We start from the raw sequence: 22,630 nt of genomic DNA, 5'->3' as shown, positions 1-22,630 counted from the left end.
CCGCGGCCGCCTCATCGCCCGCCACACCGATGACGCATTTCCTCTCCCGCACCGGGCACCGCCCCGGTGCGGGGGAGCCCCCACCTCGAACCCGTCACGCATCAAGGACGACATGAGCCAGCACTCCGCCGACCAGGCCCCGAACTCCGCTCTCGCCACCGTCGCCGCACATCGCGACTGGTGGCGCGACGCGGTGATCTACCAGGTCTATCCGCGCAGCTTCGCCGACAGCAACGGCGACGGCATGGGCGACCTGGAGGGCGTACGTTCCCGACTCCCGTACCTGCGCGACCTCGGCGTGGACGCCGTGTGGCTCAGCCCCTTCTACGCCTCGCCGCAGGCCGACGCCGGGTACGACGTGGCGGACTACCGCGCGGTCGACCCCATGTTCGGCAGCCTCCTGGACGCCGACGCCCTCATCCGCGAGGCCCACGCCCTGGGCCTGCGGATCATCGTCGACCTCGTGCCCAACCACTCCTCCGACCAGCACGAGTGGTTCAAGCGCGCCCTGCGCGAGGGCCCAGGCTCCGACCTGCGGGACCGCTACCACTTCCGTCCTGGCAAGGGCGTGAACGGCGAACTGCCGCCCAACGACTGGGAGTCCATCTTCGGCGGGCCGGCCTGGACCCGGGTCACCGAGCCGGACGGCACCCCCGGCGAGTGGTACCTGCACCTCTTCGCTCCCGAACAGCCGGACTTCAACTGGGAGCACCCGGCCGTCGGCGACGAGTTCCGCTCGATCCTGCGGTTCTGGCTGGACATGGGGGTCGACGGCTTCCGCATCGACGTGGCGCACGGACTGGTGAAGGCGGAGGGCCTGCCGGACCTCGGCGACCACGACCAGCTGAAACTGCTGGGCAACGATGTCATGCCGTTCTTCGACCAGGACGGCGTGCACGCCGTCTACCGCCAGTGGCGCACCATCCTCGACGAGTACTCCGGCGAGCGCATCTTCGTCGCCGAGGCGTGGACGCCCACCATCGAGCGCACCGCCCACTACGTGCGCCCCGACGAGCTCCACCAGGCCTTCAACTTCCAGTACCTGGGCACCCACTGGGACGCGGCGGAGCTGCGCTCGGTCATCGACCGCACCCTCGACGCGATGCGGCCGGTCGGCGCCCCCTCCACCTGGGTGCTGTCCAACCACGACGTGACCCGGCACGCCACCCGGTTCGCCAACGAGGCAGGTCTCGGCACCCAGATCCGCACGGCGGGCGACCGGGAGCTGGGGCTGCGCCGGGCCCGCGCGGCGACCCTGCTGATGCTGGCGCTGCCCGGCTCCGCCTACCTCTACCAGGGCGAGGAGCTCGGCCTGCCCGACGTCGTGGACCTGCCCGACGAGGTGCGGCAGGACCCCGCCTACTTCCGTGGCGCGGGCCAGGACGGCTTCCGCGACGGCTGCCGGGTGCCGATCCCGTGGACCCGCGCCGGCTCCTCGTACGGTTTCGGCAGCGGGGGCAGCTGGCTGCCGCAGCCCGCCGAGTGGGCCGAGCTGAGCGTCGAGGCGCAGTCCGGGGTGGCGGGCTCCACCCTGGAGCTGTACCGCGAGGCGCTCGCGGTGCGCCGTGCGCAGCCCGACCTCGGTGCGGGCGACAGCGTCTCCTGGCTGACGGCGCCCGAGGGCGTACTCGCCTTCCGGCGCGGGGAGTTCGTCTGCACGGCGAACACCACGGGCGAGCCCGTGACCCTCCCGGCGCACGGCCGGGTGCTCATCGCCAGCGGTGACGTGACCGTGTCGCCGGACGGCAAGGCCGAGCTGGCCGCGGACACGACCGTGTGGTGGACTGCCTGACGGCCCGCCACCACGGCGCCCTCAAGGGGTGCTCCGGTCCCATCGGGACCGGAGCACCCCTTTTTCACGCACTGAAATCCCTTACGACATCTTGCTGAAACTTCCCGGCAAGAGATACGTTCCGGCACACGCCCGACTGGTTCATCGGGCAACTTCCGTCCAGGGCCCCCCACTTGCACCAGGCGCCCCGGTCCCGCACCCGCATCCCCCACCGCACGACGATGTGCAGGAGAAGACATGGCCAAGAGAACTCTCGCCACCGCGCTCGCGCTCGCCGCAGGCATGGCGGCCTCCGTGACCCTCCCCGCCGGAGTGGCCGAAGCCTCCCCGCCCGGAACCAAGGACGTGACCGCCGTCCTGTTCGAGTGGAAGTTCGACTCGGTCGCCAAGGAGTGCACCAACACGCTGGGCCCGGCCGGCTACGGCTACGTCCAGGTGTCCCCGCCCGCCGAGCACATACAGGGCTCGCAGTGGTGGACGTCCTACCAGCCGGTCAGCTACCGCATCGCCGGCCGGCTCGGTGACGCCACCGCCTTCCGCAACATGGTCAGCACCTGTCACGCCGCCGGCGTGAAGGTCGTGGCCGACTCGGTGATCAACCACATGTCGGCCGGTTCCGGCACCGGGACAGGCGGCTCCTCGTACACGAAGTACAACTACCCGGGCCTGTACTCCTCGTACGACATGGACGACTGCACCGCCACCATCAGCGACTACACCAATCGCGGCAACGTCCAGAACTGCGAACTCGTCGGTCTCGCGGACCTCGACACCGGTGAGGAGTACGTCCGGGCGACCATCGCCGGCTACCTGAACACCCTGCTCGGCTACGGGGTCGACGGCTTCCGGATCGACGCGGCCAAGCACATCCCGGCCGGTGACCTCGCCAACATCAAGTCCCGGCTGAGTAACCCGTCGGTGTACTGGAAGCAGGAGGTCATCTACGGTTCGGGCGAGGCGGTCCAGCCGACCGAGTACACCGGCAACGGCGACGTGCAGGAGTTCCGCTACGCCTACGACCTCAAGCGGGTCTTCAACAACGAGAACCTCGCCTACCTGAAGAACTACGGCGAGGGCTGGGGCTACATGAGCAGCTCGGTCGCCGGCGTCTTCGTCGACAATCACGACACCGAGCGCAACGGCTCGACGCTCAACTACAAGGACGGCGCGAACTACACCCTCGCCAACGTGTTCATGCTCGCCTACCCGTACGGCGCCCCCGACATCAACTCCGCCTACGAGTGGTCCGACGCGGACGCCGGCCCGCCCAACGGCGGCACCGTCAACGCCTGCTGGCAGGACGGCTGGAAGTGCCAGCACGCCTGGCCGGAGATCAAGTCGATGGTCGCCTTCCGCAACGCCACCCGCGGACAGTCCGTCACCAACTGGTGGGACAACGGCAACGACGCCATCGCCTTCGGACGCGGCAGCAAGGGGTTCGTCGCCATCAACCACGAGTCCTCCGCGCTGACCCGCACGTACAGCACCTCGCTCGCCGCGGGCACGTACTGCAACGTGCAGAACAACACGACGGTCACCGTGAACGCCTCGGGCCAGCTCACGGCCACCCTGGGCGCCAACACCGCGCTCGCGGTCTACGCGGGCAAGTCCAGCTGCTGAAAAGCTTTTCTGCACCTTGCAAGACTCTTGCTGTAAACCTTGCGTGAGCGATACGGTCACGCGGGCGTTCGGCACCGGAGCCGGAACGCTGCGCGGGGTCGGACCCGAGTACGCCGTAATCGCTAGGAGTTCACACCTGTGGACCTGATACCGAGAGGGCCGGCGCGCCGCCCCGGCCGTTCCAGACTGCGCGCAGCCGTTCTTGCCGCCGCTCTGGCCGTATCGCTCGCACAACCCCTCGCCGCGCGGGCCGAGACCCCGCCCGCACCGCCGTCGGACGCCGCGCTCGCCGCGCAACCCGCCCGGCACGACGCCACCCGCGAGCAGTTCTACTTCGTCCTGCCCGACCGCTTCGCCAACGGCGACACGGGCAACGACAAGGGCGGCCTGACCGGTTCGCGCCTGTCGACCGGCTACGACCCCACCGACAAGGGCTTCTACCAGGGCGGCGACCTCAAGGGTCTGACCCGCAAGCTCGACTACATCAAGGGCCTCGGCACCACCGCCATCTGGATGGCGCCGATCTTCAAGAACCAGCCCGTCCAGGGCACCGGCAAGGACGCCTCAGCCGGCTACCACGGTTACTGGATCACCGACTTCACCCAGGTCGACCCGCACTTCGGCACCAACAAGGACCTGGAGACCCTGATCTCCAAGGCCCACGCCAAGGGCATGAAGGTCTTCTTCGACGTCATCACCAACCACACGGCCGACGTCGTCGACTACGACGAGAAGTCCTACGACTACCTCTCCAAGGGTGCCTTCCCGTATCTGACCGAGGACGGAAAGCCCTTCGACGACGCCGCCCACGCCGCCGCGGGCACGACCTTCCCCCGGGTCGGCACCGGCTCCTTCCCGCGCACCCCGACCGTGCCGGCCGCGAAGCAGAACGCCAAGGTCCCGTCGTGGCTCAACGACCCGACGATGTACCACAACCGCGGTGACTCGACCTACGCCGGTGAGTCCACCACGTACGGAGACTTCTCCGGCCTCGACGACCTGTGGACCGAACGGCCCGAGGTCGTCTCCGGCATGGAGAAGATCTACGAGAAGTGGGTGCGGGACTTCGGCGTCGACGGCTTCCGGATCGACACCGTCAAGCACGTGAACATGGAGTTCTGGACCCAGTGGGCCACGGCCCTCGACGCCTACGCCGCCCGGCACGGCCGCAAGGACTTCTTCATGTTCGGCGAGGTCTACTCCGCCGACACGTCGATCACCTCGCCCTACGTCACCGAGGGCCGCCTCGACTCCACGCTCGACTTCCCCTTCCAGGAGGCGGCCCGCCAGTACGCCTCCCAGGGCGGCAGCGCGCAGAAGCTGGCGTCCGTCTTCGGCGACGACTACAAGTACACGACGGACAAGGCCAACGCGTACGAGCAGGTCACCTTCCTCGGCAACCACGACATGGGCCGCATCGGGACCTTCCTGAACCAGGACGACCCGAAGGCCACCGACGCCGAACTGCTGAAGAAGGACCAGCTCGCCAACGAGCTGATGTTCCTCAGCCGCGGCAACCCGGTCGTCTACTACGGCGACGAGCAGGGCTTCACCGGCGCCGGCGGCGACAAGGACGCCCGGCAGACGATGTTCGCCTCCAAGGTCGCCGACTACCTCGACGACGACGAGATCGGCACCGAGCGCACCCACGCGAGCGACGCCTACGACACGAGCGCGCCGCTGTACCGGCGGATCGCCGCGCTCTCCGCGCTCCGCAAGGCCAACCCCGCCCTCACGGACGGCATCCAGACGGAGCGGTACGCGGCGGACGGCTCCGGTGTGTACGCCGTCACCCGCACCGACGCCCGGACCGGTGCCGAGTACGTCGTCGCCTTCAACAACGCCGGCGAGGCGAAGACCGCGACCTTCGCGACCGGCTCCGCGGACATGACGTACCGCGGCATCTACGGTACGGACGCCATCGCGAAGACCGACGCCGACAAGAAGATCACCGTCACCGTCCCGGCCGGTTCCGCCGTCGTCCTCAAGGCGGCCGGAGGCCTCGCCAAGCCCGTCACCAAGCCGACGGTCACCCTCAAGGCCCCGGACGCCGGCGCCACCGGGACCGTCGAGCTCGCCGCGAACGTCGACGGCGGCCGGCTCGACCGGGTCGTCTTCGCCGCCCAGGTGGGCAACGGCAAGTGGCGCGTCCTCGGTTCCGCCGACCACGCCCCGTACAAGGTCACCCAGGCCATCGGCAAGGATGTCCCCGCGGGAACGGCCCTGCGCTACAAGGCGGTCGTGATCGACTCCGCCGGCCGGACCGCGAGCGCCACCGCCACGAGCACCACCGGCACCCCGTCCGCCCCGGAGGTCCCCACCGCCTCCTCGCGCGACTACGCGATCGTCCACTACAAGCGCACCGACGGCGACTACGACGACTGGGGCCTGTACGCCTGGGGCGACCTCGCCGACGGCGAGGCCACGAACTGGCCCGCCAGCCACCCCTTCACCGGCCGCGACGCCTACGGCGCCTTCGCCTACGTCAAGCTCAAGCCCGGCGCCTCGAACGTGGGCTTCCTGGTCATCGACAAGGACGGCAACAAGGACGTCTCCGCCGACCGGACGATCGACGTCACCAAGACCGGCGAGGTCTGGGTCGAGCAGGGCAAGACGGACGTCCTCACGCAGAAGCCCGACTATCCCGCGCAGGACAAGAGCAAGGCGGCCGTCCACTACCACCGCGCCGACGGGAACTACGACGGCTGGGGCCTGCACGTCTGGACGGGCGCCGCGAACCCCACCGACTGGTCGAACCCCCTGAAGCCGGTGAAGACTGATGCCTATGGCGCGGTCTTCGAGGTACCGCTCACCGACGGTGCCACCAGCCTCAGCTACATCATCCACAAGGGCGACGACAAGGATCTGCCCACCGACCAGTCCCTGGACCTCAAGTCCAGCGGCTACGAGGTGTGGCTGTTGAACGGCCAGGAGAAGTACCTGCTGCCGCAGCCCGCGGGCAGTGCGGCCGCTCTCGACCTGACCACCTCCAAGGCGGTCTGGATCGACCGGGACACGGTCGCCTGGAACGGCGCCGACGGCGCTGCCTCCACCCAGCTGCTCTCCTCCCACGACGGCTCGATCGCCGTCAAGGACGGGACGCTGACCAGCGACGACGAGCGCTGGCTGCGGCTGACGAAGACGAGCCTCACCGACGCCCAGAAGGCCAAGTTCCCGCACCTGAAGGACTACACGGCCTGGTCCGTCGACCCGCGTGACCGGGACCGGGTGCGCCAGGCGCTCGGCGGCCAGATCGTGGCCTCCCAGCGGGCGGCGAACGGCGCGGTGCTGGCCGCGACCGGTGTGCAGATCGCGGGCGTCCTCGACGACGTGTACGACGCGACCGCGGCGAAGCTCGGACCCGTCTTCCACGACGGGAGGCCGACCCTCTCCGTCTGGGCGCCGACGGCACAGAGCGTCTCCCTGGAGCTGGCCGGCTCCGAGGTGGCCATGCGCCGCGACGCGGCCACCGGCGTCTGGTCCGTCACGGGTCCGGCGTCCTGGAAGAACAAGCCCTACCGGTACGTCGTGAAGGTCTGGGCCCCCAGCGTCCGCAAGGTCGTGACGAACAAGGTCACCGACCCCTACTCGGTCGCCCTGACCGCGAACTCCCAGCGCAGCCTGGTCGTCGACCTGAACGACAAGGCCCTCGCCCCGGGCGGCTGGTCGACCCTGAGCAAGCCCAAGGCCGTACCGCTGCGGGACGCCCAGATCCAGGAACTGCACATCCGGGACTTCTCGGTGGCCGACAAGACGGTCCCGGCCGAGGACCAGGGCACCTACCTGGCCTTCACGGACAAGGGCAGCGACGGCTCGAAGCACCTGCGCGAGCTGGCGAAGTCCGGCACGTCGTACGTCCACCTCCTGCCCGCCTTCGACATCGCCACCATTCCCGAGAAGAAGGCCGACCAGGCCACCCCGGACTGCGACCTGGCCTCCTTCGCGGCCGACTCCGACAAGCAGCAGGAGTGCGTCGCGAAGACCGCCGCCAAGGACGCCTACAACTGGGGCTACGACCCCTACCACTACACGGTCCCCGAGGGCTCGTACGCGACGGACCCGGACGGCACCGCCCGCACGGTCCAGTTCCGCAAGATGGTCAAGTCGCTCAACGACGACGGCCTGCGGGTCGTCATGGACGTCGTCTACAACCACACGGCGGCCTCCGGCCAGGCGGACACCAGCGTGCTCGACAGGATCGTGCCCGGCTACTACCAGCGGCTCCTCGCCGACGGCTCGGTGGCCAACAGCACCTGCTGCGCCAACACGGCGACCGAGAACGCCATGATGGGCAAGCTGGTGGTCGACTCGATCGTCACCTGGGCCAAGGAGTACAAGGTCGACGGCTTCCGCTTCGACCTCATGGGCCACCACCCCAAGGCCAACATCCTCGCGGTCCGCAAGGCCCTGGACGCCCTCACCCTCGCGAAGGACGGCGTCGACGGCAAGAAGATCATCCTGTACGGGGAGGGCTGGAACTTCGGCGAGGTCGCCGACGACGCCCGCTTCGTCCAGGCCACCCAGAAGAACATGGCCGGCACCGGAATCGCGACCTTCTCCGACCGTGCCCGCGACGCGGTGCGCGGCGGCGGCCCCTTCGACGCCGACCCCGGCGTCCAGGGCTTCGCCTCCGGCCTCTACACCGACCCCAACTCCTCTGACGCGAACGGCACCACGGCCGAACAGAAGGCCCGCCTGCTGCACTACCAGGACCTCATCAAGGTCGGTCTGAGCGGCAATCTCGCCAAGTACCGCTTCACCGACACCGCCGGCAAGGAGGTCAAGGGCTCCGAGGTCGACTACAACGGGCAGCCCGCAGGCTACGCGGACGCCCCCGGCGACGCCCTCGCGTACGCCGACGCGCACGACAACGAATCGCTGTTCGACGCGCTCACCTACAAGCTGCCCGCCACCACGAGCGCGGCCGACAGGGCCCGGATGCAGGTCCTGGCGATGGCGACGGCCACCCTCTCGCAGGGCCCGTCCCTGTCCCAGGCCGGCAGCGACCTGCTGCGCTCCAAGTCCCTCGACCGCAACTCGTTCGACAGCGGCGACTGGTTCAACGCCGTCCACTGGGACTGCCGCGACGGCAACGGCTTCGGGCGCGGGCTGCCGATGGCCGCCGACAACGCCTCCAAGTGGCCCTACGCCAAGCCGCTGCTGACCTCGGTCGAGGTGGGCTGCGACCAGATCGGGGCGACGTCGGCCGCCTACCGGGACCTCCAGAGCATCCGCACCACGGAGGGCGTCTTCTCGCTCCCCACCGCCGACCGGGTGCAGTCCGAGCTCGCCTTCCCGCTGTCCGGGAAGACGGAGACACCCGGGGTGATCACGATGGAACTCGGCGATCTCGTCGTCGTCTTCAACGCGACGCCCGAGAAGCAGGAGCAGACCGTCGGCTCGCTGGCCGGAACGGCGTACGCGCTGCATCCGGTACAGGCGTCGGGCGCGGACCCTATCGTCAAGTCCTCGTCCTACGCGGCCGAATCGGGCACGTTCGCCGTTCCGGGCCGCACGGTGGCGGTTTTCACCCGGACCGGCTGATAGCGCACTAATTTGATGGAGGCAGGACCGGGACCTCCCCGGACCTGCCTCCATCACCCGTGCTCCGAGGGACTGTTCCGATGGCCATCGAATCGGCCGGACCCACGGTGGAGACCCTGTCCACCGTGATGGTGGTCGACGACATCGCGGCCAGCCGCTACGCGCTGGGCGCCGTGCTCACCCGCGCGGGACACAGGGTCGTCCCCGTCGCCAGTGCCGCCGAGGCGCTCATCGAGCTCGACGTACGGCTGCGCGCCGGAGTCCTGCCCGACGTCGCCCTGGTGGACGTCGGCCTGCCCGACATGAGCGGCTTCGAACTGTGCCGCAGACTCAAGGCGCAGCCACCTATGGCCGCCCTGCCCGTGGTGCACTTCTCCGCCGCCTCCTCCGGACCCGACCACCGCTGCCGGGGCCTGGACTCGGGTGGCGACGCGTACCTCTCGGTGCCCGCGGAGCCCGAGGAGATCCAGGCCGTCGTCCGCGCTGCGGTGCGCCGCTCCCGGATGCGGATCGGCGCCGAGACGCTCGTACGACGGCTGACACTGCTCTCCGAGACCATCGTCGCCGTCCAGGCGGCCCGCTGCCCCGAGGAGCTCGCCGACGCCGCGGCCGAGGGCACCGCCCGGCTCACCGGCTCGCCCGCCGCCGTGTTCGTCCTCTCCGAGGACGGAGAGCTCTACCGCGGGACGTCCACCCGGGCGCGCACGACAGCGTCCGACCCGGGCGCGCACGAGACCGTCAGCCGGCTGGTCCGCCACATGGCGGCAGGCCACACCGGAGTGAGCGGCACAGTCGTCCCCGCCCCGCTGTGGCCGCGCGGATTCTTCCGGCCCGGTGCCTCCGACGCCGCCCGGGTCGTGCTGGCACGCACCCCCGACGGCAGGGTGCCGGTCTGCCTCGCGACGCCCGCGCACGGCGACCGGGACCTGGCCCCGCAGACCGACACCCTCGTGGCCCGGCTCGCCCAGGCCACCGCGCTGGCCGCGGAGCCCCTGCTGATGTACCAGGCGGAGCGGCATGTCGCGCTGACCCTCCAGCACAGCTTCCTGCCCCAGAAGATGCCCGAGACGCCGGGCCTCGACGTCGTCGTGCGCTATGTTCCCGCCTCCCGGCAGGCCGAGATCGGCGGTGACTTCTACGCGGTGCTGCGCACCTCGGACGGGGTCCTCGCCGCCGTCGGCGACGTCGTCGGCCACTCGCTGGAGGCGGCCACCGTGATGGTCGAGATCCGGCACGCGCTGCGCGCCTACTGCGTCGAGGACCCCGACCCCGGAGTGCTGGCCCGGCGTCTGGACCGGATGCTCCAGCACTACCACCCCGACGTCACGGCCACCGTCTGCCTGTGCCTGGTCGACCCGGCGAGCGGGCGGGCGCGCATCGCGAACGCGGGCCACATCCCGCCGCTGATCGTCGGCGACGACGGCACCGCCGACTACGCGGACGTCCGCGGCCCGCTGCTCGGCCTCGGCCTGGACCGGCCGCGGCCCACCGAGGTCGTCCTGCTGCCGACCGACCGGCTCCTCATGGTCACCGACGGCCTCATCGAGACGCGCGGGACCGATCTGGGGGTCTCCCTGGAGCAGCTGCGCAGCGCCGGCGCCGAGGCACCGGCCGGCGTCGCCGGCCTGTGCGACACCCTGCTCGACTGCTTCGGACCGGGCCGGGAGGACGACATCGCGCTGCTCGCGCTGCGGTTAGGGTGATCGCAGATTCCTAGAACAGGAGTGCGCTGATGCCGCAGATCACCGTCGACTACTCCGAGTCGCTCGACGACGCCTTCGACCGGCGCGGGTTCGCGCTGTCGCTGCACCCGGTGGTGGTGGAGACGGCTGCCGCCCGCATCGAGGCGTGCAAGACACGGTTCCGTGCGACCGGGGACGACGTGGTCGGAGCGGACGGGGAGGGCCACGCGATCGTGCACGTCACACTGGCGCTGCTCGCCGGCCGGTCCGACGAGACCAAGGCGAGGCTGACCGAGGCCGCGCTGGAGCTGCTGCGCAAGTACATCGAGCCGGTCGAGGGCGTCACCGTGCACGCCTCCGCCGAAGTGCGGGACCTCGACCCGTCGTACCGCAAGTTCGAGGGCGCCTAGCCCGCCGCCCGCGGCTCGCGGGGGCTCAGGCGTCCGGGGGCGAGGCCAGTGCGACGAGCCGGACGACGAGATCGCTGAACGGCCCGTCGCCCGGCTCGCCCTTGAGCCCCTGGCGCAGCTGCTCGCTCATCTCCTCGTCGTGGGCGGCGCTCACCGCGGCCAGTGCCGCGAAGTCGTGCACCAGCTGCAACTCCAGCTCGCCGCGCGGGATCCGCCGTCCGTCCAGCCAGAGCAGGGCCGTCGACTCGACCAGCGAGATCCAGGAGCGGATCATCAGCTCCAGGCGGGCCGTCGGCCTCTCGACGTTCAGGTGCGACAGGATCTGCACGTACGCGGCCTGCCGTACGGCGTCGATCAGGGCGTTGGTGGTGGAGGAGCCGACCGCGGGGCCGCCCCGCATCAACGCCGCGAAACCGGGCCCGTGATCGTCCACGAAGTCGAAGAACCGGCGCATCACCCGCAGCAGCCGCGCCCCCAACGGTCCTTCCGCGGGTTCCACGAACCGTCCCGCGAGGTCGTCCGAAGCGCGCTGCAAGGCGGCCTCGTACAGGCTGAGTTTGCCGGGGAAGTAGTGGTAGACCAGGGGACGGGAGATGCCCGCGGCGGAGGCTATCTCGTCGATGGAGACCTCGTCGGGCGAGCGTCGGCTGAACAGTTCGAGGGCGACGCCGATCAACTGCTGCCGGCGTTCCTCGACACCCATCCTGCGTCGTACCCCGGTTGTCATGCGAACACCTTACCGATCGGATCCGGCCCGGAACGGGCCGGTCCGCCCACGATCGTTCACATGTCCAACACAATTCTCTCACCACGTGCCCGCGAGACACAGATCAGCATCGAGTCGTCACGCTCCGCGTCCGTCAGCAGCTCGTCCCGGTGGTCGATCTCTCCTTCCAGCACCCGCTGTTGGCAGGTTCCGCAGAACCCCTGCTCGCACGAGTACACGGTGCCCGGCAATTCCGCGCGGACGGCCGCGAGGACGGTGGAGTCCGCGGCCACGGTCACCGTGCGTCCACTGCGCCGCAGTTCGACCTCGAAGGCGCCGTTGCCCTCGCTCGACGTGCGGGGCGCGAAGCGCTCCAGATGGAGCGTCGCCCCGTCCGGGACGCGGGCCTCGACCGCGGCCATCAGCCCCTCGGGGCCGCAGCAGTAGACCGCCGTGTCCCGGGGGAGGTCCGCGAACAGCGCGTCGAGGTCCGGCAGCCCCACCTCGTCCTCCGCGACGACGGTGACCCGCTCGGGGTCCAGCTTCTCGATCTCCTCCAGGAAGGGCATCGAGGCCCGCGACCGGCCGCCGTAGACCAGCCGCCAGTCCGCGCGCCCCCGCACGGCGCGCAGCATCGGCAGGACCGGGGTGATCCCGATGCCGCCCACGACGAACACGTAAGACGGCGCGTCCACGAGGGGGAAACGGTTGCGCGGCCCGCGCACCTCGATCTCCGAGCCCTCCCACACCTGCTCGTGCACCTCGCGCGAACCGCCCCGCCCGTCCTCGACGAGCCGCGTCGCGACGGTGTACGACGAGGTGTCCTCGGGGTCCCCGCACAGCGAGTACTGCCGTACGAGACCCGACGGCAGGACCAGGTCGAGGTGGGCGCCCGGCTCCCAGCGCGGCAGGTCCCGCCCCTCCAGGCGCAGTTGGACGACACCGTCGGCGACCCGCTCGTGCCCGGTGACCGGCAGGCGCAGCGCCCGGGTGCGCGGCCGGCCGGAGATCGGCTCCTCCAGCGCGGGCAGCGGCCACAGCGGCGAGACCTCGATCCGGCGGCGCAGCGCGCGTCGTACGACGAGGGCCGCACCGGCGACGGCCACGACGGTCCGCAGCCGGGGCGTCATGCCGCACCCCGTTCCGCCGCGGTCGCCGCGGGGGAGGAGGCGAGATAGGCGATCGCCTGCTCGGTGGAACCCTCCTGGGAGGGGTGGTAGGAGCGGCTGAGGTAGCGGGGGATGGACTTGAGCATGTCCCCGGTGGACGGCAGCACGCCCTGCTTCCCGCTCTCGTAGAAGTCCTTGAAGCTCGCCCGGCCGTCCGCCAGCGTCGGGTCGTTCTCCATGAAGAACCGTGCTCCGCGCTGCCAGAGGAAGACGAGCGCCGCGAACGCGGTGGCCCAGGTCCGGGCCCGCCGCCGGTAACTCCCGTCGACGTGCATGAACAGCTCGAACGCCACCGAGCGGTGCTCGACCTCCTCCGCGCCGTGCCAGCGCAGCAGATCCAGCATGGTCGGGTCGGCGCCCCGCCGGTCCAGCTCCTCGGCGTTCAGGACCCAGTCGCCGAGGAAGGCGGTGTAGTGCTCGATCGCCGCGATGATGGCGACCCGCTCCAGCAGCCACCACTTGCGGGCCTTGCCCGGCGGCAGTGTGCGGTCGCCGAGGAGCTTCTCGAAGAGCCAGTCGACCTGGGCGGTGTACGGGGTCGGGTCGAGCCCCAGCTCCTTGAGGTGCGGCAGCACCTCGTCGTGCGCCTGCGAGTGCATCGCCTCCTGCCCGATGAACCCGATGACGTCCTCGCGCAGCCGCTCGTCGCGGATGTGGGGCAGCACCTGCTTGTACACATGCACGAACCAGCGCTCACCGGCCGGCAGCAGCAGGTGCAGCACGTTGATGGTGTGCGCGGCGAACGGGTCCCCGGGCACCCAGTGCAGGGGTGTGTCCTCCCAGGAGAACGACACCTTCCGCGCCTTGAGCGCCGTCCGCTCGGAGTCGACTGGCCGGGGCAGCCGGGCCTGCGTGTTAGACATGGCGTCAATGTACTGACGGGTAGGCGCGCGGAGAAGCCCCGTGCGCCTACTTATTTACGCGAACGTCAACTAGCCTTCCGGTCCGGGCAGCGTCAGTCGGCGACCGGCTGACGCAGCCCGGAGCGACCGGCTAACGCAGCCCGGAGATCGACCGTCCGTCCGACAGGGTCGCCTTCAGCTGGGCCTGGGCGCCCTGCCGTGCCCGCACCGCCAGCATGCTGCCCCGCACGGAGCCCTCGACCCCGCCCGTGGCCCGGACGGACGACGTGTCCCTGCTCCCGGCGGCCAGCAGGTACCAGCTGCCCGTCCCCGACTTCCACAGCACGCCGGCCAGCACATGGGGGTCGCGGGAGCCGCACGCGGGGGAGTTCTCGGCCTTCGCGGCGACCGCCCCGTACACCCCGCCCGGGGTGTGGAACTGGGCGAGCACCCGCGTCCCGCCGCCCCGCCAGGTGTCGGCGCGGGTGCAGACCCAGGCCGCCGTGCCACTCGCCTCCGGCAGCGGCTGCTGCGCGAACCGCCAGGCGTTCACGGACCGCACGCCCTGGGAACGCACCGAGGCGAGCGAGCAGGCGAACGGGGACCACTCGCGCAGCGCCTCGGCGCCGGAAGCCTCGTGCGGGGACGAGGGCTTGCCCGCCGTGAGGTGCGCCGGGATCAGCTCGCCGAGGTCGGTCATCAGACGGGTGCCCGAGCCGTCCTTCAGCTGGAGCACGTTCCACGAGGTGCAGGCGCCGCTCTGGGCAGGACCGGCCAGCGGGGAGGTGACGCCGTCGGCGGAGATCGGCAGGTCCATCGCGCCCGAGGACGGCTTCATCAGGTCCCGCTCGGCCGCCTCGGTCACCCAGGGCGCGGTCAGATACCGGACGTTGCCGTCGGAGCGGCCCACGACCACCGCGTTCGCCTCGGCCCGCTTCGCGCCGTCGACCCGTGCGAAGTCGAGGGCGGCGCCGCTCGTGCCGTCCTTCGGCTCCGCGTACCGGGCGATGCGCAGACCGTCGTAGAGGAGCACCACGCGCGCCTGGTCGACCTCGCCCGCGTACAGCAGCTGCGGCGGGCCGGGCGGGGCACCGGACGGGGTGCCGGGGGTCGCCGAGACCCGCACCGACTCGCCGGGCCTGGCCCACACGGCGAGCGCGCGCCGCAGCAGCGCGCTGTCGTCGACGAGGCCGCCGCGGGCGGGCCACACGGAGAAGTCGGTGCGCGCGGACGACTCCCAGGCCGTGCCCGCCACCTCGGTCAGCCTGCCGGGGTCGAGGGCGGCCTCGGCCGCCGGGTTCTGCGCGTAGGAGGGCGCCGCGGCGCCGTCGGGGCCCCAGCCGTCCCCGGGCAGCGCGAGGAGTGCGCCGCACACGGCCACCGCGGCGGTGGCGGCGAGCGCGGCCCTGACGTGCTGCCTGCGCCGCATCAGGTCGGTGGGCCGGGCGTGCAGCGAACAGGGGTCGAACTCGGGGGAGTCGAGCAGCGCGTCGCGGGCCTCGACGCCGGACGCCTCGGCGAGCGCCGTGTCCGGGTCCGCGACCCCCGCCGCCGTGAGGACCTTCCGTACGTGGGTGTCCGGCAGCTTCTCCAGACCGCGCAGGACGTAGGCCGCGCGGGCGGGCCCGGACAACGCGGACAGCCGCTGGTCCAGGGCGAGTTCGTCGGCACCGCCCGAGCGCGGGAACAGCTTCAGACCCCATACGTGCGGCAGCAGCGGCGGCAGTTGGGCGCGCCTGGGCCGGGCGCGGAACCTCAGCGGCAGGCCCGCTTCCAGGGCCGCGCGCACCACGTGCAGGCGTACGTAGGCATAGCCGGGGTCGCCGTCGCGGCCGCCGCCGGACTGCTGGGCGGGGATGACCGAGGCGTCGCCCGAGGCACGGCCCCGGGGCAGCGCGCGCTGGGTGAGGGCGTGCGCGGTCATCACCCGGCGGCCACGGCCCAGGCCCGGCGGCAGCACCAGATAGGCCAGCCGGACCAGCCGCGGGTAGTGCTCGACGAGGGCGGCCTCGGCCTGCTCGACGTCGACGACCGGTCCTGAGGAGGGTGCGGGGCGCGGGGCTACATCCTGTGACTGCACGTTCAGCAGAACGAGCGAATCGGCGGATGGTCACCCCGCGCCGGGCGGGTCGGTCCCCGGGCCCGACGGGCAGACGTGCGTGGTTCGCCATCGACCGCCGGTGGCACGGCAGATGGGGGGACGATTGAGCGCGGGGCCCGCCGGAGCCGTATCGAAGGCAGAGCCCCCGCCGGGGCTCTCATCGGCGTGAGCGCCGACAGGCAGCGGAGGTACGTATGACGTTGACACGCGAGAAGCTCGCGGCCGGGGCCGCCGTGGCCCTGCTGGTGCTCACCGGCTGCGGTGGGTCGGGCGACAAGGCGGCCGACCGGCAGGACAAGGTGCCGGCCACGGCGACCGGGAGCCTGGAGGACCTGGCGGCCGAGGTGAAGTGCACGCCGGACATCCAGACGGACGCGGACGAGATCCGCCAGGGCGTGTGCAAGATCCGTTCCGGCAAGTTCATCCTGGCGACCTTCGCCACCGACCGCGGACAGCGCGAGTGGCTCAACGGCGCCAAGGACTACGGTGGGTCGTACCTCGTCGGCGCCAAGTGGGTCGCCGTCGGCGACCAGAAGATGGTCACGACGCTGCGCGGCCGGCTCGGCGGGACCGTCGAGGAGGGCATGTCCCACCACGCGGGAGGCGCCGGTGGTGCGGGAACCGCGACCGGGCACTCCGGTCAGCACGCCGGCTGACGCCTCTGGCCCGGGAGGGACGGGGCGGGGACGCCACCGGCACATCCCGGGCAGGAGCCGGAACGGGCCCGCGGCGCGGGGGCGCCCGGGGGAATGCGGAAGGCCGGTGGCGGGAGGAACGCGGAAGGCCGGTGGCGGGAGATCCGCCACCGGCCTTCTTCGCGCTTCATGTCGGGTCGGTCACCGCTGCGAGCGGCTCACCTGCAACGCTGGCCCCGGTTGATGCAGTTGACCATCTTGTTCATCACGTTCTCGTCGAAGACGTTGATGAAGTCGTCGTGGTCGGTGGCGGGCTTGTGCAGCTGTTCCGGGAAGCCGTCCACCGCATAGGCGTTCTTGATCTGCCCGTTCTGCAGGGTCGGCGCCGGCACGTTGTACACCAGGCGCATCGTCAGCTGCGGGATCGCCTTGAAGCCGTTGGCGCAGTTGCCCTGGGCGTCGGCGAAGGCCACGTGCGTACGGTGGTTCGCGCTGTCGATGTTCTGGCCGTCCCAGCAGCTCTGGAAGGCGAAGGTGCGCACCACGCTGCTGCCCTGGGGGCAGATCGGGTACTGCGTCGTCAGCTGCACCTTGTTCTCGAAGCCGGTGCAGCTCCAGTGGGCGTTGGCGTTCGCGAGTCCGTTGGTCGTCGTCTTCGCGTCACCGGTGATGATCCGCAGGAACTTCGGCATCGCGACGACCTTGCTCTTCGGGTTGCCGACGAACTTGATCTGCGCCTGCTTGGCCTGCTGGATCTGGCCGACGTTGCCTTCCTTGCCACCGCCGTCGTTGTTCTGGTCGAAGTCCTGCGTGCCGTTCTGGATACGCACGACCGGCCAGTAGTACGACGACTTGTCGCCCTGGTTCGAGCAGCTGGTCTTGGCCGCGGCGAACGTGTCGTTGTTGGCGAAGGCGTCGTTCGACTGGTTGCCGACGTAGTCGTGCAGGTGGTGCGCGCCATTGGTCACGCCGGGCGCCACGATCACGTTGTCGGTGTTGAACTTCTTGTTCGCGTTCACACCGCAGGCGCTCGAGAAGGTGCCGGAGGAGCCGCCCGCCCGGGTCCGCGCCTTCTGGGGCACGTTCGGCCGGACCTTCGTGATGTCGACGAAGTCGGCGGCGACGGGACCGTTGCCGGCCTGGCCGCCGTTGCCCTGCTGCTGGCCGCCACCCTGCTGCTGCCCGCCACCCTGCTGCTGGCCGCCGGCCGGAGCGCTCGGGGAGGCGGTGGCCTGGCCGCCACCTTGCTGCTGCCCGCCGCCCTGCTGCTGGCCGCCGTTGTTGGCCTGCGTCTGGTCGGCGGTGGTCGCGTTGCAGCCGGCGAGAGTGCTCAGCGAGTCCGGGGCGGTGCCGCCCACGCGCGAGATCTCCAGCTTGATCCGGTCGATGATGGCCGAACGCCGGTCCTTGAGCGGCTGGAGGATGGAGTTCTGCACGAACTGGGCGTCCCTGGCCTGCGCGTCCCGCGTGGTGGCGAGACGCTGGTAGGCGTCGGTGATCTGCTGATCGAGCGTGGCGAGCTCGCCGTCGACCTCTGTGCGGGCCTGGTTCGGCACGTCGGGGAGCTTCTGCCCGACGTCGGGACAGCTGATCGTGGCCACCTGAGCGGCGGCGGCCTTGGTGGTGTTGGGGGAAGAATTCTCCTCGTGCGCCGAAGCGTAGTAATTCGCCCAGATCAGCCCGCCTCCGCCGAGCGCTAGAGCCGCCGATGCGGCTACGGCGCGGACGGCCAGCGGCGAACGGCGTTTTCGTGTGTTGCGTCCCATGGAACTCCTCTGACTTCCTTGCGGGGCATCGAGGCGCCCGACAGGAGTGAAGCGGCTCCATTCCATACGCATGAGGTGTGTGAGGCGTTCAGAAGCCTCGGAAAAACTTGGAAGTCCGTGTGGCCAATTCAGGCACAATGGGCCCAGAAGCCCGCGTTTCCGCGAGAGTTGATGATGCCATTCAGGTTTGAACGGCGAATTTTTGAATCCGATTCAGTTCCGTTGATCGCATTCAGTGAGCTCCCCGGTCCAAATACGCGAGCACCGCGAGGACCCGGCGATTGTCGTCGTCGGAGACCTCCAGGCCCAGCTTCGCGAAGATGTTGGACGTGTGCTTGGCGATCGCCCGCTCCGTGACCACGAGCTGGCCGGCGATCGCCGCGTTCGACCGTCCCTGCGCCATCAGTTCGAGCACCTCCGTCTCCCGCGGAGTGAGCCGCCCGAGCGGCTTGTCGACGGTGGACCGCCGCGACAGCAACTGCTGGATGACCTGCGGATCCATCGCCGTACCCCCCGCCGCGACTCGGCGCACCGCGTCCACGAACTGCTCCGCGTCGAACACCCGGTCCTTCAGCAGATAACCGATGCCGCCGGTTCCGTCGGCGAGCAACTCCCGTGCGTACAACTGCTCCACGTGCTGCGACAGCACCAGGACCGGCAGTCCCGGCCGGTTGCGCCGGGCCTCCAGGGCGCACTGCAGGCCCTCGTCCGTGTGCGAGGGCGGCAGCCGTACGTCGACCACCGCCACGTCCGGCTCCAACTCGGCCAGCGCGCGGCTCAGTTCGGGCCCGCTCTCGACGGCTGCGGCGATCTCGAAGTCGTAGGCCTGGAGCATCCGCACCAGCCCGTCGCGCAGCAGGAACAGATCTTCGGCTAGGACAACGCGCAAGGGATCTCCATGGTGACCATGGTGGGGCCGCCGGCGGGACTGCTGACGGCGAGGACGCCGTCGAATGTACCGAGCCGCCGCTCGATCCCCGACAGGCCCGAACCCGCGCCGATCCGGGCGCCGCCCCTGCCGTTGTCGGTGACCGCGATACGCAGCATGCCGTCCGTGTGGTGGAGGTCGACCCAGACGCGGTCGGCGCCGGAGTGCTTGACCGTGTTGGTCAGCACCTCGCTGACCGCGAAGTACGCGGCGGACTCGACGGGCGCGTCCGCCCGCCCCGCCAGCTCCGCGTCCACCTCGCTCGTCAGCGGCAGGCGCAGCGCCAACGCCCTTATCGCGTCGGCGAGTCCGCGTTCCGCGAGCACCGGAGGATGGATGCCGCGCACCAGGTCCCGCAGCTCGGTGAGCGCGTCGGCGGACGACCTCCGCGCCTGGGCGAGCAGTTCCCTGGCCCGCGCCGGGTCCTTGTCGATCAGTGCCTCGATCGTGCCCAGGTCCATGCCCATGGCGACCAGGCGTGCCTGCGCCCCGTCGTGCAGGTCCCGCTCGATGCGCCGCAGTTCGGCCGCCGACGTGTCGACGGCGTCGCGCCGTGTCTCCGTCAGCACCCTGACCCGCTCGGCGAGTTCGCCCTGTCCGGAGGCCAGTACGGACCGGGTGAGCCGGAAGTGCAGACGCAGCAGCGGCGGGGAGAGGTGGTAGCCGGCGGCCAGCAGACCGGCGGCGAGCGCGCCGGCCAGCAGGGCGGTGCTCTGTCCCGAGACCGGCACGAAGCCGTACCACCAGCCGACGTGGGTGCCGTCGGTGAAGACCCGCCACAGCCCGAGCGCGAGCGCGAACCCCTCCAGCGGGTACAGGAGCAGTGCCCCGGGCAGCAGGGCCGTGACGAACCCGACGGTCATGTCGAACAGCAGCCATCCCAGGTCCCGCCAGGTCGCCGGGTCCCCGAGCATCCCGAAGCAGCGCGTCCACGGGCCCGCGCCCGCCGGCACCGGCCGGTACACGGCCGGGATCCGTATCCCGTACCACTGTGCCGCGACCACCCGGCGGGCGTTCGCGAAGGACCGGACGCCGGTCAGCACCCAGGGCGTCGTCACGACGCCCACGCCCAGCGGTACGAGGACGAGTGACACGACGGCAAGGACGAAGAGGGCCACGGACCCGGCGAACCCCAGGACGGCGACGGCCAGTCCCCGTGCGCCGGCCACGGCCGCCTCCCGCGCTCGCGCCCGGACGTCGGTGCTGTGCTTCTCCATGGCCTCAGTCTCACCGACCGGATGCACCGGGTCACTGGGCCGGGCACCCCTACCGGCGGTGGTGCCGGCACCACCCCCGGCATGCGGGAGAGCGAACCGGGACGCCCGTGCGGACGAGAGCGACCGGGATGCCGGTGCGGACGAGGGCGACCGGGATGCCGGTGCGGACGAGGGCGACCGGGATGCCCGTGCGGACGAGGGCGACCGGGATCCCGGTGCTGACGAGGGGGGCCGGGCAGGCAGCCCCCGCTCAGCCCGCCAGTGCTTTCGCCTCCTGTTCGGGGGAGAGCCCCACCACGGGTCGGTCGGGCCGCTGCGGGGCGATCCCGCCGAGCTCCTGGAGCCAGCTCCAGGTGTCGGTGACGGTCTCCAGGACGCCCCGGCACCGCAGCCCCGCGTCCACCGCGCGGGAGACGTCCGCCCTGTGCAGGGCGTCGTGCAGATCGCTGCCCGCCGGCACCCATACCGGCAGCTGCGTCCACGGCTCGATCCCGGCGTCGAGCACGGCCTCGGCGGCGGTCCACCGCAGCTCCGCCGATGCCCCGGTGACGGACACGCACGCGTCGAGGAGCTCTCCCATGGTGCTGTGCCCCGGCGGAGAGACGAGGTTGTACGCGCCGCCCGGCGCCCCCTCCACCGCCGTGAGCGTCCACTCGGCGAGGTCACGGACGTCGATGTACTGGATCGGCAGGTCGCGCGGGCCGGGCGCGAGGACGGGCCCGCCCCGCGCGATCCGGTTCAGCCACCACGGCAGCCGCCCGATGTTCTCGTACGGGCCGAGGACCAGCCCGGCCCGCACGAGCAGCGAGCGCTCCTCGCCGAAGGCGTCGAGCACGGCCAGCTCCGCGCCTCGCTTGTCCCGCGCGTAGTCGGTCTGTTCCGCGGCGGCGGACGCCCCGGTCACCAGGGCGGCGTCCTCCGTGTAGCCGGCGGCCGGTGCCCACGCGTACACCGAGCAGCTGGACACGTACGCGTACCGCCGCACCCGGCCGGCCAGCAGGAGTGCCGCGTCCCGCACGGCCCGCGGCGCCGCCGACCAGGTGTCGACGACGACGTCCCACTCACCGTCGGCGAGCGCCGCGAGCCCGTCCGGCGCGGTGCGGTCGCCGAGCAACGAGCGCACCCCGGGCGGGGGTTCGTGCCGCCCCCGGTGGAAGACGGTCACCTCCCACCCCCGGGCGAGCGCCGCCTCGACGACGGCGCGTCCCACGAACTCCGTACCTCCGAGCATCAGCAGTCTCATGGGGACGACTCTGCACGGCCGGCCGTCCGCACGGAACAGGATTCTGCCGACAGAAGATCCGTCACCGCGACCGGCCGCTCGGCGGCACGATCAGGATCAACGACCGGTCGGAGGCGCGTACTTGTATCCCACGCGGCGTACGGTCTGGATCGTCTGCCGGTGCTGCGCGCCGAGCTTGCGGCGCAGCCGGGCGACATGGACGTCGACGGTCCGTCCGTCGCCCACGTGACCGTAGCCCCACACCGTGGTGACCAGCTGGTCGCGGGTGTGCACCCGGTGCGGGTGGGCGACGAGGTGCGCGAGCAGCTCGAACTCCAGGTAGGTGAGGTCGAGCGGCCGTCCGTCGACCTCGGCGGTGCGCTGCACGCTGTCGATGCGGAGAAGCGGGTCGTCGCCGTCGGCGTCGGCCGCCTCCGACGGCGCGGGCCGGTCCGGCACGGCGACGGGCAGCGCGGGGTGCTGGTCCGCCGGGACGAGGACCAGGTAGCCGATCATCGGCGGCTGTCCCGGCAGGACGGGCACGGTGTGCTGGGGAGCGGGCAGCCAGGTGGCGCCCGGCGGCAGGAACTCGGTGACGTCCACCACCTCGTCCCGGTCGACGGCACGCAGCCGGTGCCGCCCGGGGCCGGCCGGAAGGGTGGACGGCCCGCCGCCCGCCCGGACGGAGTCGAGGGCGGGGGAGGACGCGACGGAGGAGAAGGAACGAGTGGTCGCCATGAGAGGTCAGCTCTTTCGCGCGAGAAGTTCGTCGGGGAGGTCGACGACCGCGAGTTCGTGGTCGGGGCCGTCGAGGACGTACGTCGTGCGCGCTGGCCGAAGGCCGGGGTGTACGGCTTTAGAGGGCCGGCGCGTTCATCGCGCGGCAACACACCCGGTCGAAGTCGTGATGCTGACGGGACGGCCAGAAGGGCTCCAGGTCATGGCGACCTGTCGCGAGGTGCTTCTGGAAACCGGCCATGACCCCATTGAAGCAGA

15 protein-coding genes are annotated in these 22,630 nt (G+C 71.1%); 6 read left to right on the top strand and 9 right to left on the bottom strand.

Features of this window, described 5'->3' with window-relative positions; all coding sequences use genetic code 11:
- Positions 1–112: 112 nt before the first annotated feature.
- From BKI49_RS09965 to BKI49_RS09945, 5 genes are all read left to right on the top strand, one after another.
- Positions 113–1,792, top strand: a complete 1,680-nt coding sequence (locus tag BKI49_RS09965) for a glycoside hydrolase family 13 protein (RefSeq protein ID WP_095933866.1) — start codon at positions 113–115, stop codon at positions 1,790–1,792.
- A gap of 237 nt (positions 1,793–2,029) precedes the next feature.
- On the top strand, positions 2,030–3,412 hold the full coding sequence (locus BKI49_RS09960) for an alpha-amylase (protein ID WP_095933865.1): 1,383 nt from the start codon (positions 2,030–2,032) through the stop codon (positions 3,410–3,412).
- A 144-nt stretch (positions 3,413–3,556) separates the two neighbouring features.
- Positions 3,557–8,956, top strand: coding sequence for a pullulanase-type alpha-1,6-glucosidase (pulA, locus tag BKI49_RS09955; protein ID WP_373557533.1), 5,400 nt, complete (start codon positions 3,557–3,559; stop codon positions 8,954–8,956).
- Between the two features lie 80 nt (positions 8,957–9,036).
- Positions 9,037–10,659, top strand: a complete 1,623-nt coding sequence (locus BKI49_RS09950; RefSeq protein WP_095933863.1) for a fused response regulator/phosphatase — start codon at positions 9,037–9,039, stop codon at positions 10,657–10,659.
- 29 nt (positions 10,660–10,688) lie between these two features.
- Positions 10,689–11,048, top strand: a complete 360-nt coding sequence (locus BKI49_RS09945; protein ID WP_095933862.1) for a 5-carboxymethyl-2-hydroxymuconate Delta-isomerase — start codon at positions 10,689–10,691, stop codon at positions 11,046–11,048.
- A gap of 25 nt (positions 11,049–11,073) precedes the next feature.
- Here the strand turns inward: BKI49_RS09945 and BKI49_RS09940 are convergent, their stop codons facing one another.
- The 4 genes from BKI49_RS09940 to BKI49_RS09925 all read right to left on the bottom strand — a co-directional run bounded on the left by BKI49_RS09940 (position 11,074) and on the right by BKI49_RS09925 (position 15,845).
- On the bottom strand, positions 11,074–11,775 hold the full coding sequence (locus BKI49_RS09940) for a TetR/AcrR family transcriptional regulator (RefSeq protein WP_095933861.1): 702 nt from the start codon (positions 11,773–11,775) through the stop codon (positions 11,074–11,076).
- A 56-nt stretch (positions 11,776–11,831) separates the two neighbouring features.
- Entirely contained in the window at positions 11,832–12,884 is a 1,053-nt protein-coding gene (locus BKI49_RS09935; RefSeq protein WP_095933860.1) for a PDR/VanB family oxidoreductase, read from the bottom strand.
- Positions 12,881–13,786 carry a metal-dependent hydrolase gene (locus tag BKI49_RS09930; protein ID WP_095933859.1) on the bottom strand — a complete coding sequence of 302 codons (906 nt, stop codon included), beginning with the start codon at positions 13,784–13,786 and terminating at the stop codon, positions 12,881–12,883. Before BKI49_RS09930 ends, BKI49_RS09935 begins: the two co-directional genes overlap by 4 nt.
- A 130-nt stretch (positions 13,787–13,916) precedes the next feature.
- Positions 13,917–15,845 carry a hypothetical protein gene (locus BKI49_RS09925; RefSeq protein ID WP_095933858.1) on the bottom strand — a complete coding sequence of 643 codons (1,929 nt, stop codon included), beginning with the start codon at positions 15,843–15,845 and terminating at the stop codon, positions 13,917–13,919.
- 215 nt (positions 15,846–16,060) lie between these two features.
- On the opposite strand from BKI49_RS09925, the gene BKI49_RS09920 reads away from it, so the two are divergent.
- The gene (locus BKI49_RS09920; protein WP_095933857.1) at positions 16,061–16,522 is read left to right on the top strand and encodes a hypothetical protein; all 462 of its coding nucleotides are present in this window, start codon (positions 16,061–16,063) and stop codon (positions 16,520–16,522) included.
- A 197-nt stretch (positions 16,523–16,719) separates the two neighbouring features.
- Here BKI49_RS09920 and BKI49_RS09915 read toward each other — a convergent pair whose 3' ends face one another.
- The 5 genes from BKI49_RS09915 to BKI49_RS09895 all read right to left on the bottom strand — a co-directional run bounded on the left by BKI49_RS09915 (position 16,720) and on the right by BKI49_RS09895 (position 22,372).
- Positions 16,720–18,267: a DUF1996 domain-containing protein gene (locus BKI49_RS09915; RefSeq protein ID WP_095933856.1), complete on the bottom strand. Its 1,548-nt coding sequence runs from the start codon at positions 18,265–18,267 to the stop codon at positions 16,720–16,722.
- Between the two features lie 232 nt (positions 18,268–18,499).
- Positions 18,500–19,156: a LuxR C-terminal-related transcriptional regulator gene (locus BKI49_RS09910; RefSeq protein ID WP_095933855.1), complete on the bottom strand. Its 657-nt coding sequence runs from the start codon at positions 19,154–19,156 to the stop codon at positions 18,500–18,502.
- Positions 19,141–20,412, bottom strand: a complete 1,272-nt coding sequence (locus BKI49_RS09905) for a sensor histidine kinase (RefSeq protein ID WP_095933854.1) — start codon at positions 20,410–20,412, stop codon at positions 19,141–19,143. Before BKI49_RS09905 ends, BKI49_RS09910 begins: the two co-directional genes overlap by 16 nt.
- A gap of 250 nt (positions 20,413–20,662) precedes the next feature.
- On the bottom strand, positions 20,663–21,655 hold the full coding sequence (locus BKI49_RS09900) for an SDR family oxidoreductase (RefSeq protein WP_257004685.1): 993 nt from the start codon (positions 21,653–21,655) through the stop codon (positions 20,663–20,665).
- Between the two features lie 96 nt (positions 21,656–21,751).
- Complete coding sequence (locus BKI49_RS09895; protein WP_095933852.1) at positions 21,752–22,372, bottom strand: winged helix-turn-helix domain-containing protein; 621 nt, start codon at positions 22,370–22,372, stop codon at positions 21,752–21,754.
- Between the last annotated feature and the right edge of the window lie 258 nt (positions 22,373–22,630).

The sequence above is a fragment of the Streptomyces sp. Tue6028 genome (assembly GCF_002300165.1).
Taxonomy (GTDB): Bacteria; Actinomycetota; Actinomycetes; order Streptomycetales; family Streptomycetaceae; genus Streptomyces; species Streptomyces siamensis.
The sequence above is the reverse complement of the archived record's forward strand: the minus strand, read 5'-3'. Positions and strand labels throughout refer to the sequence as shown.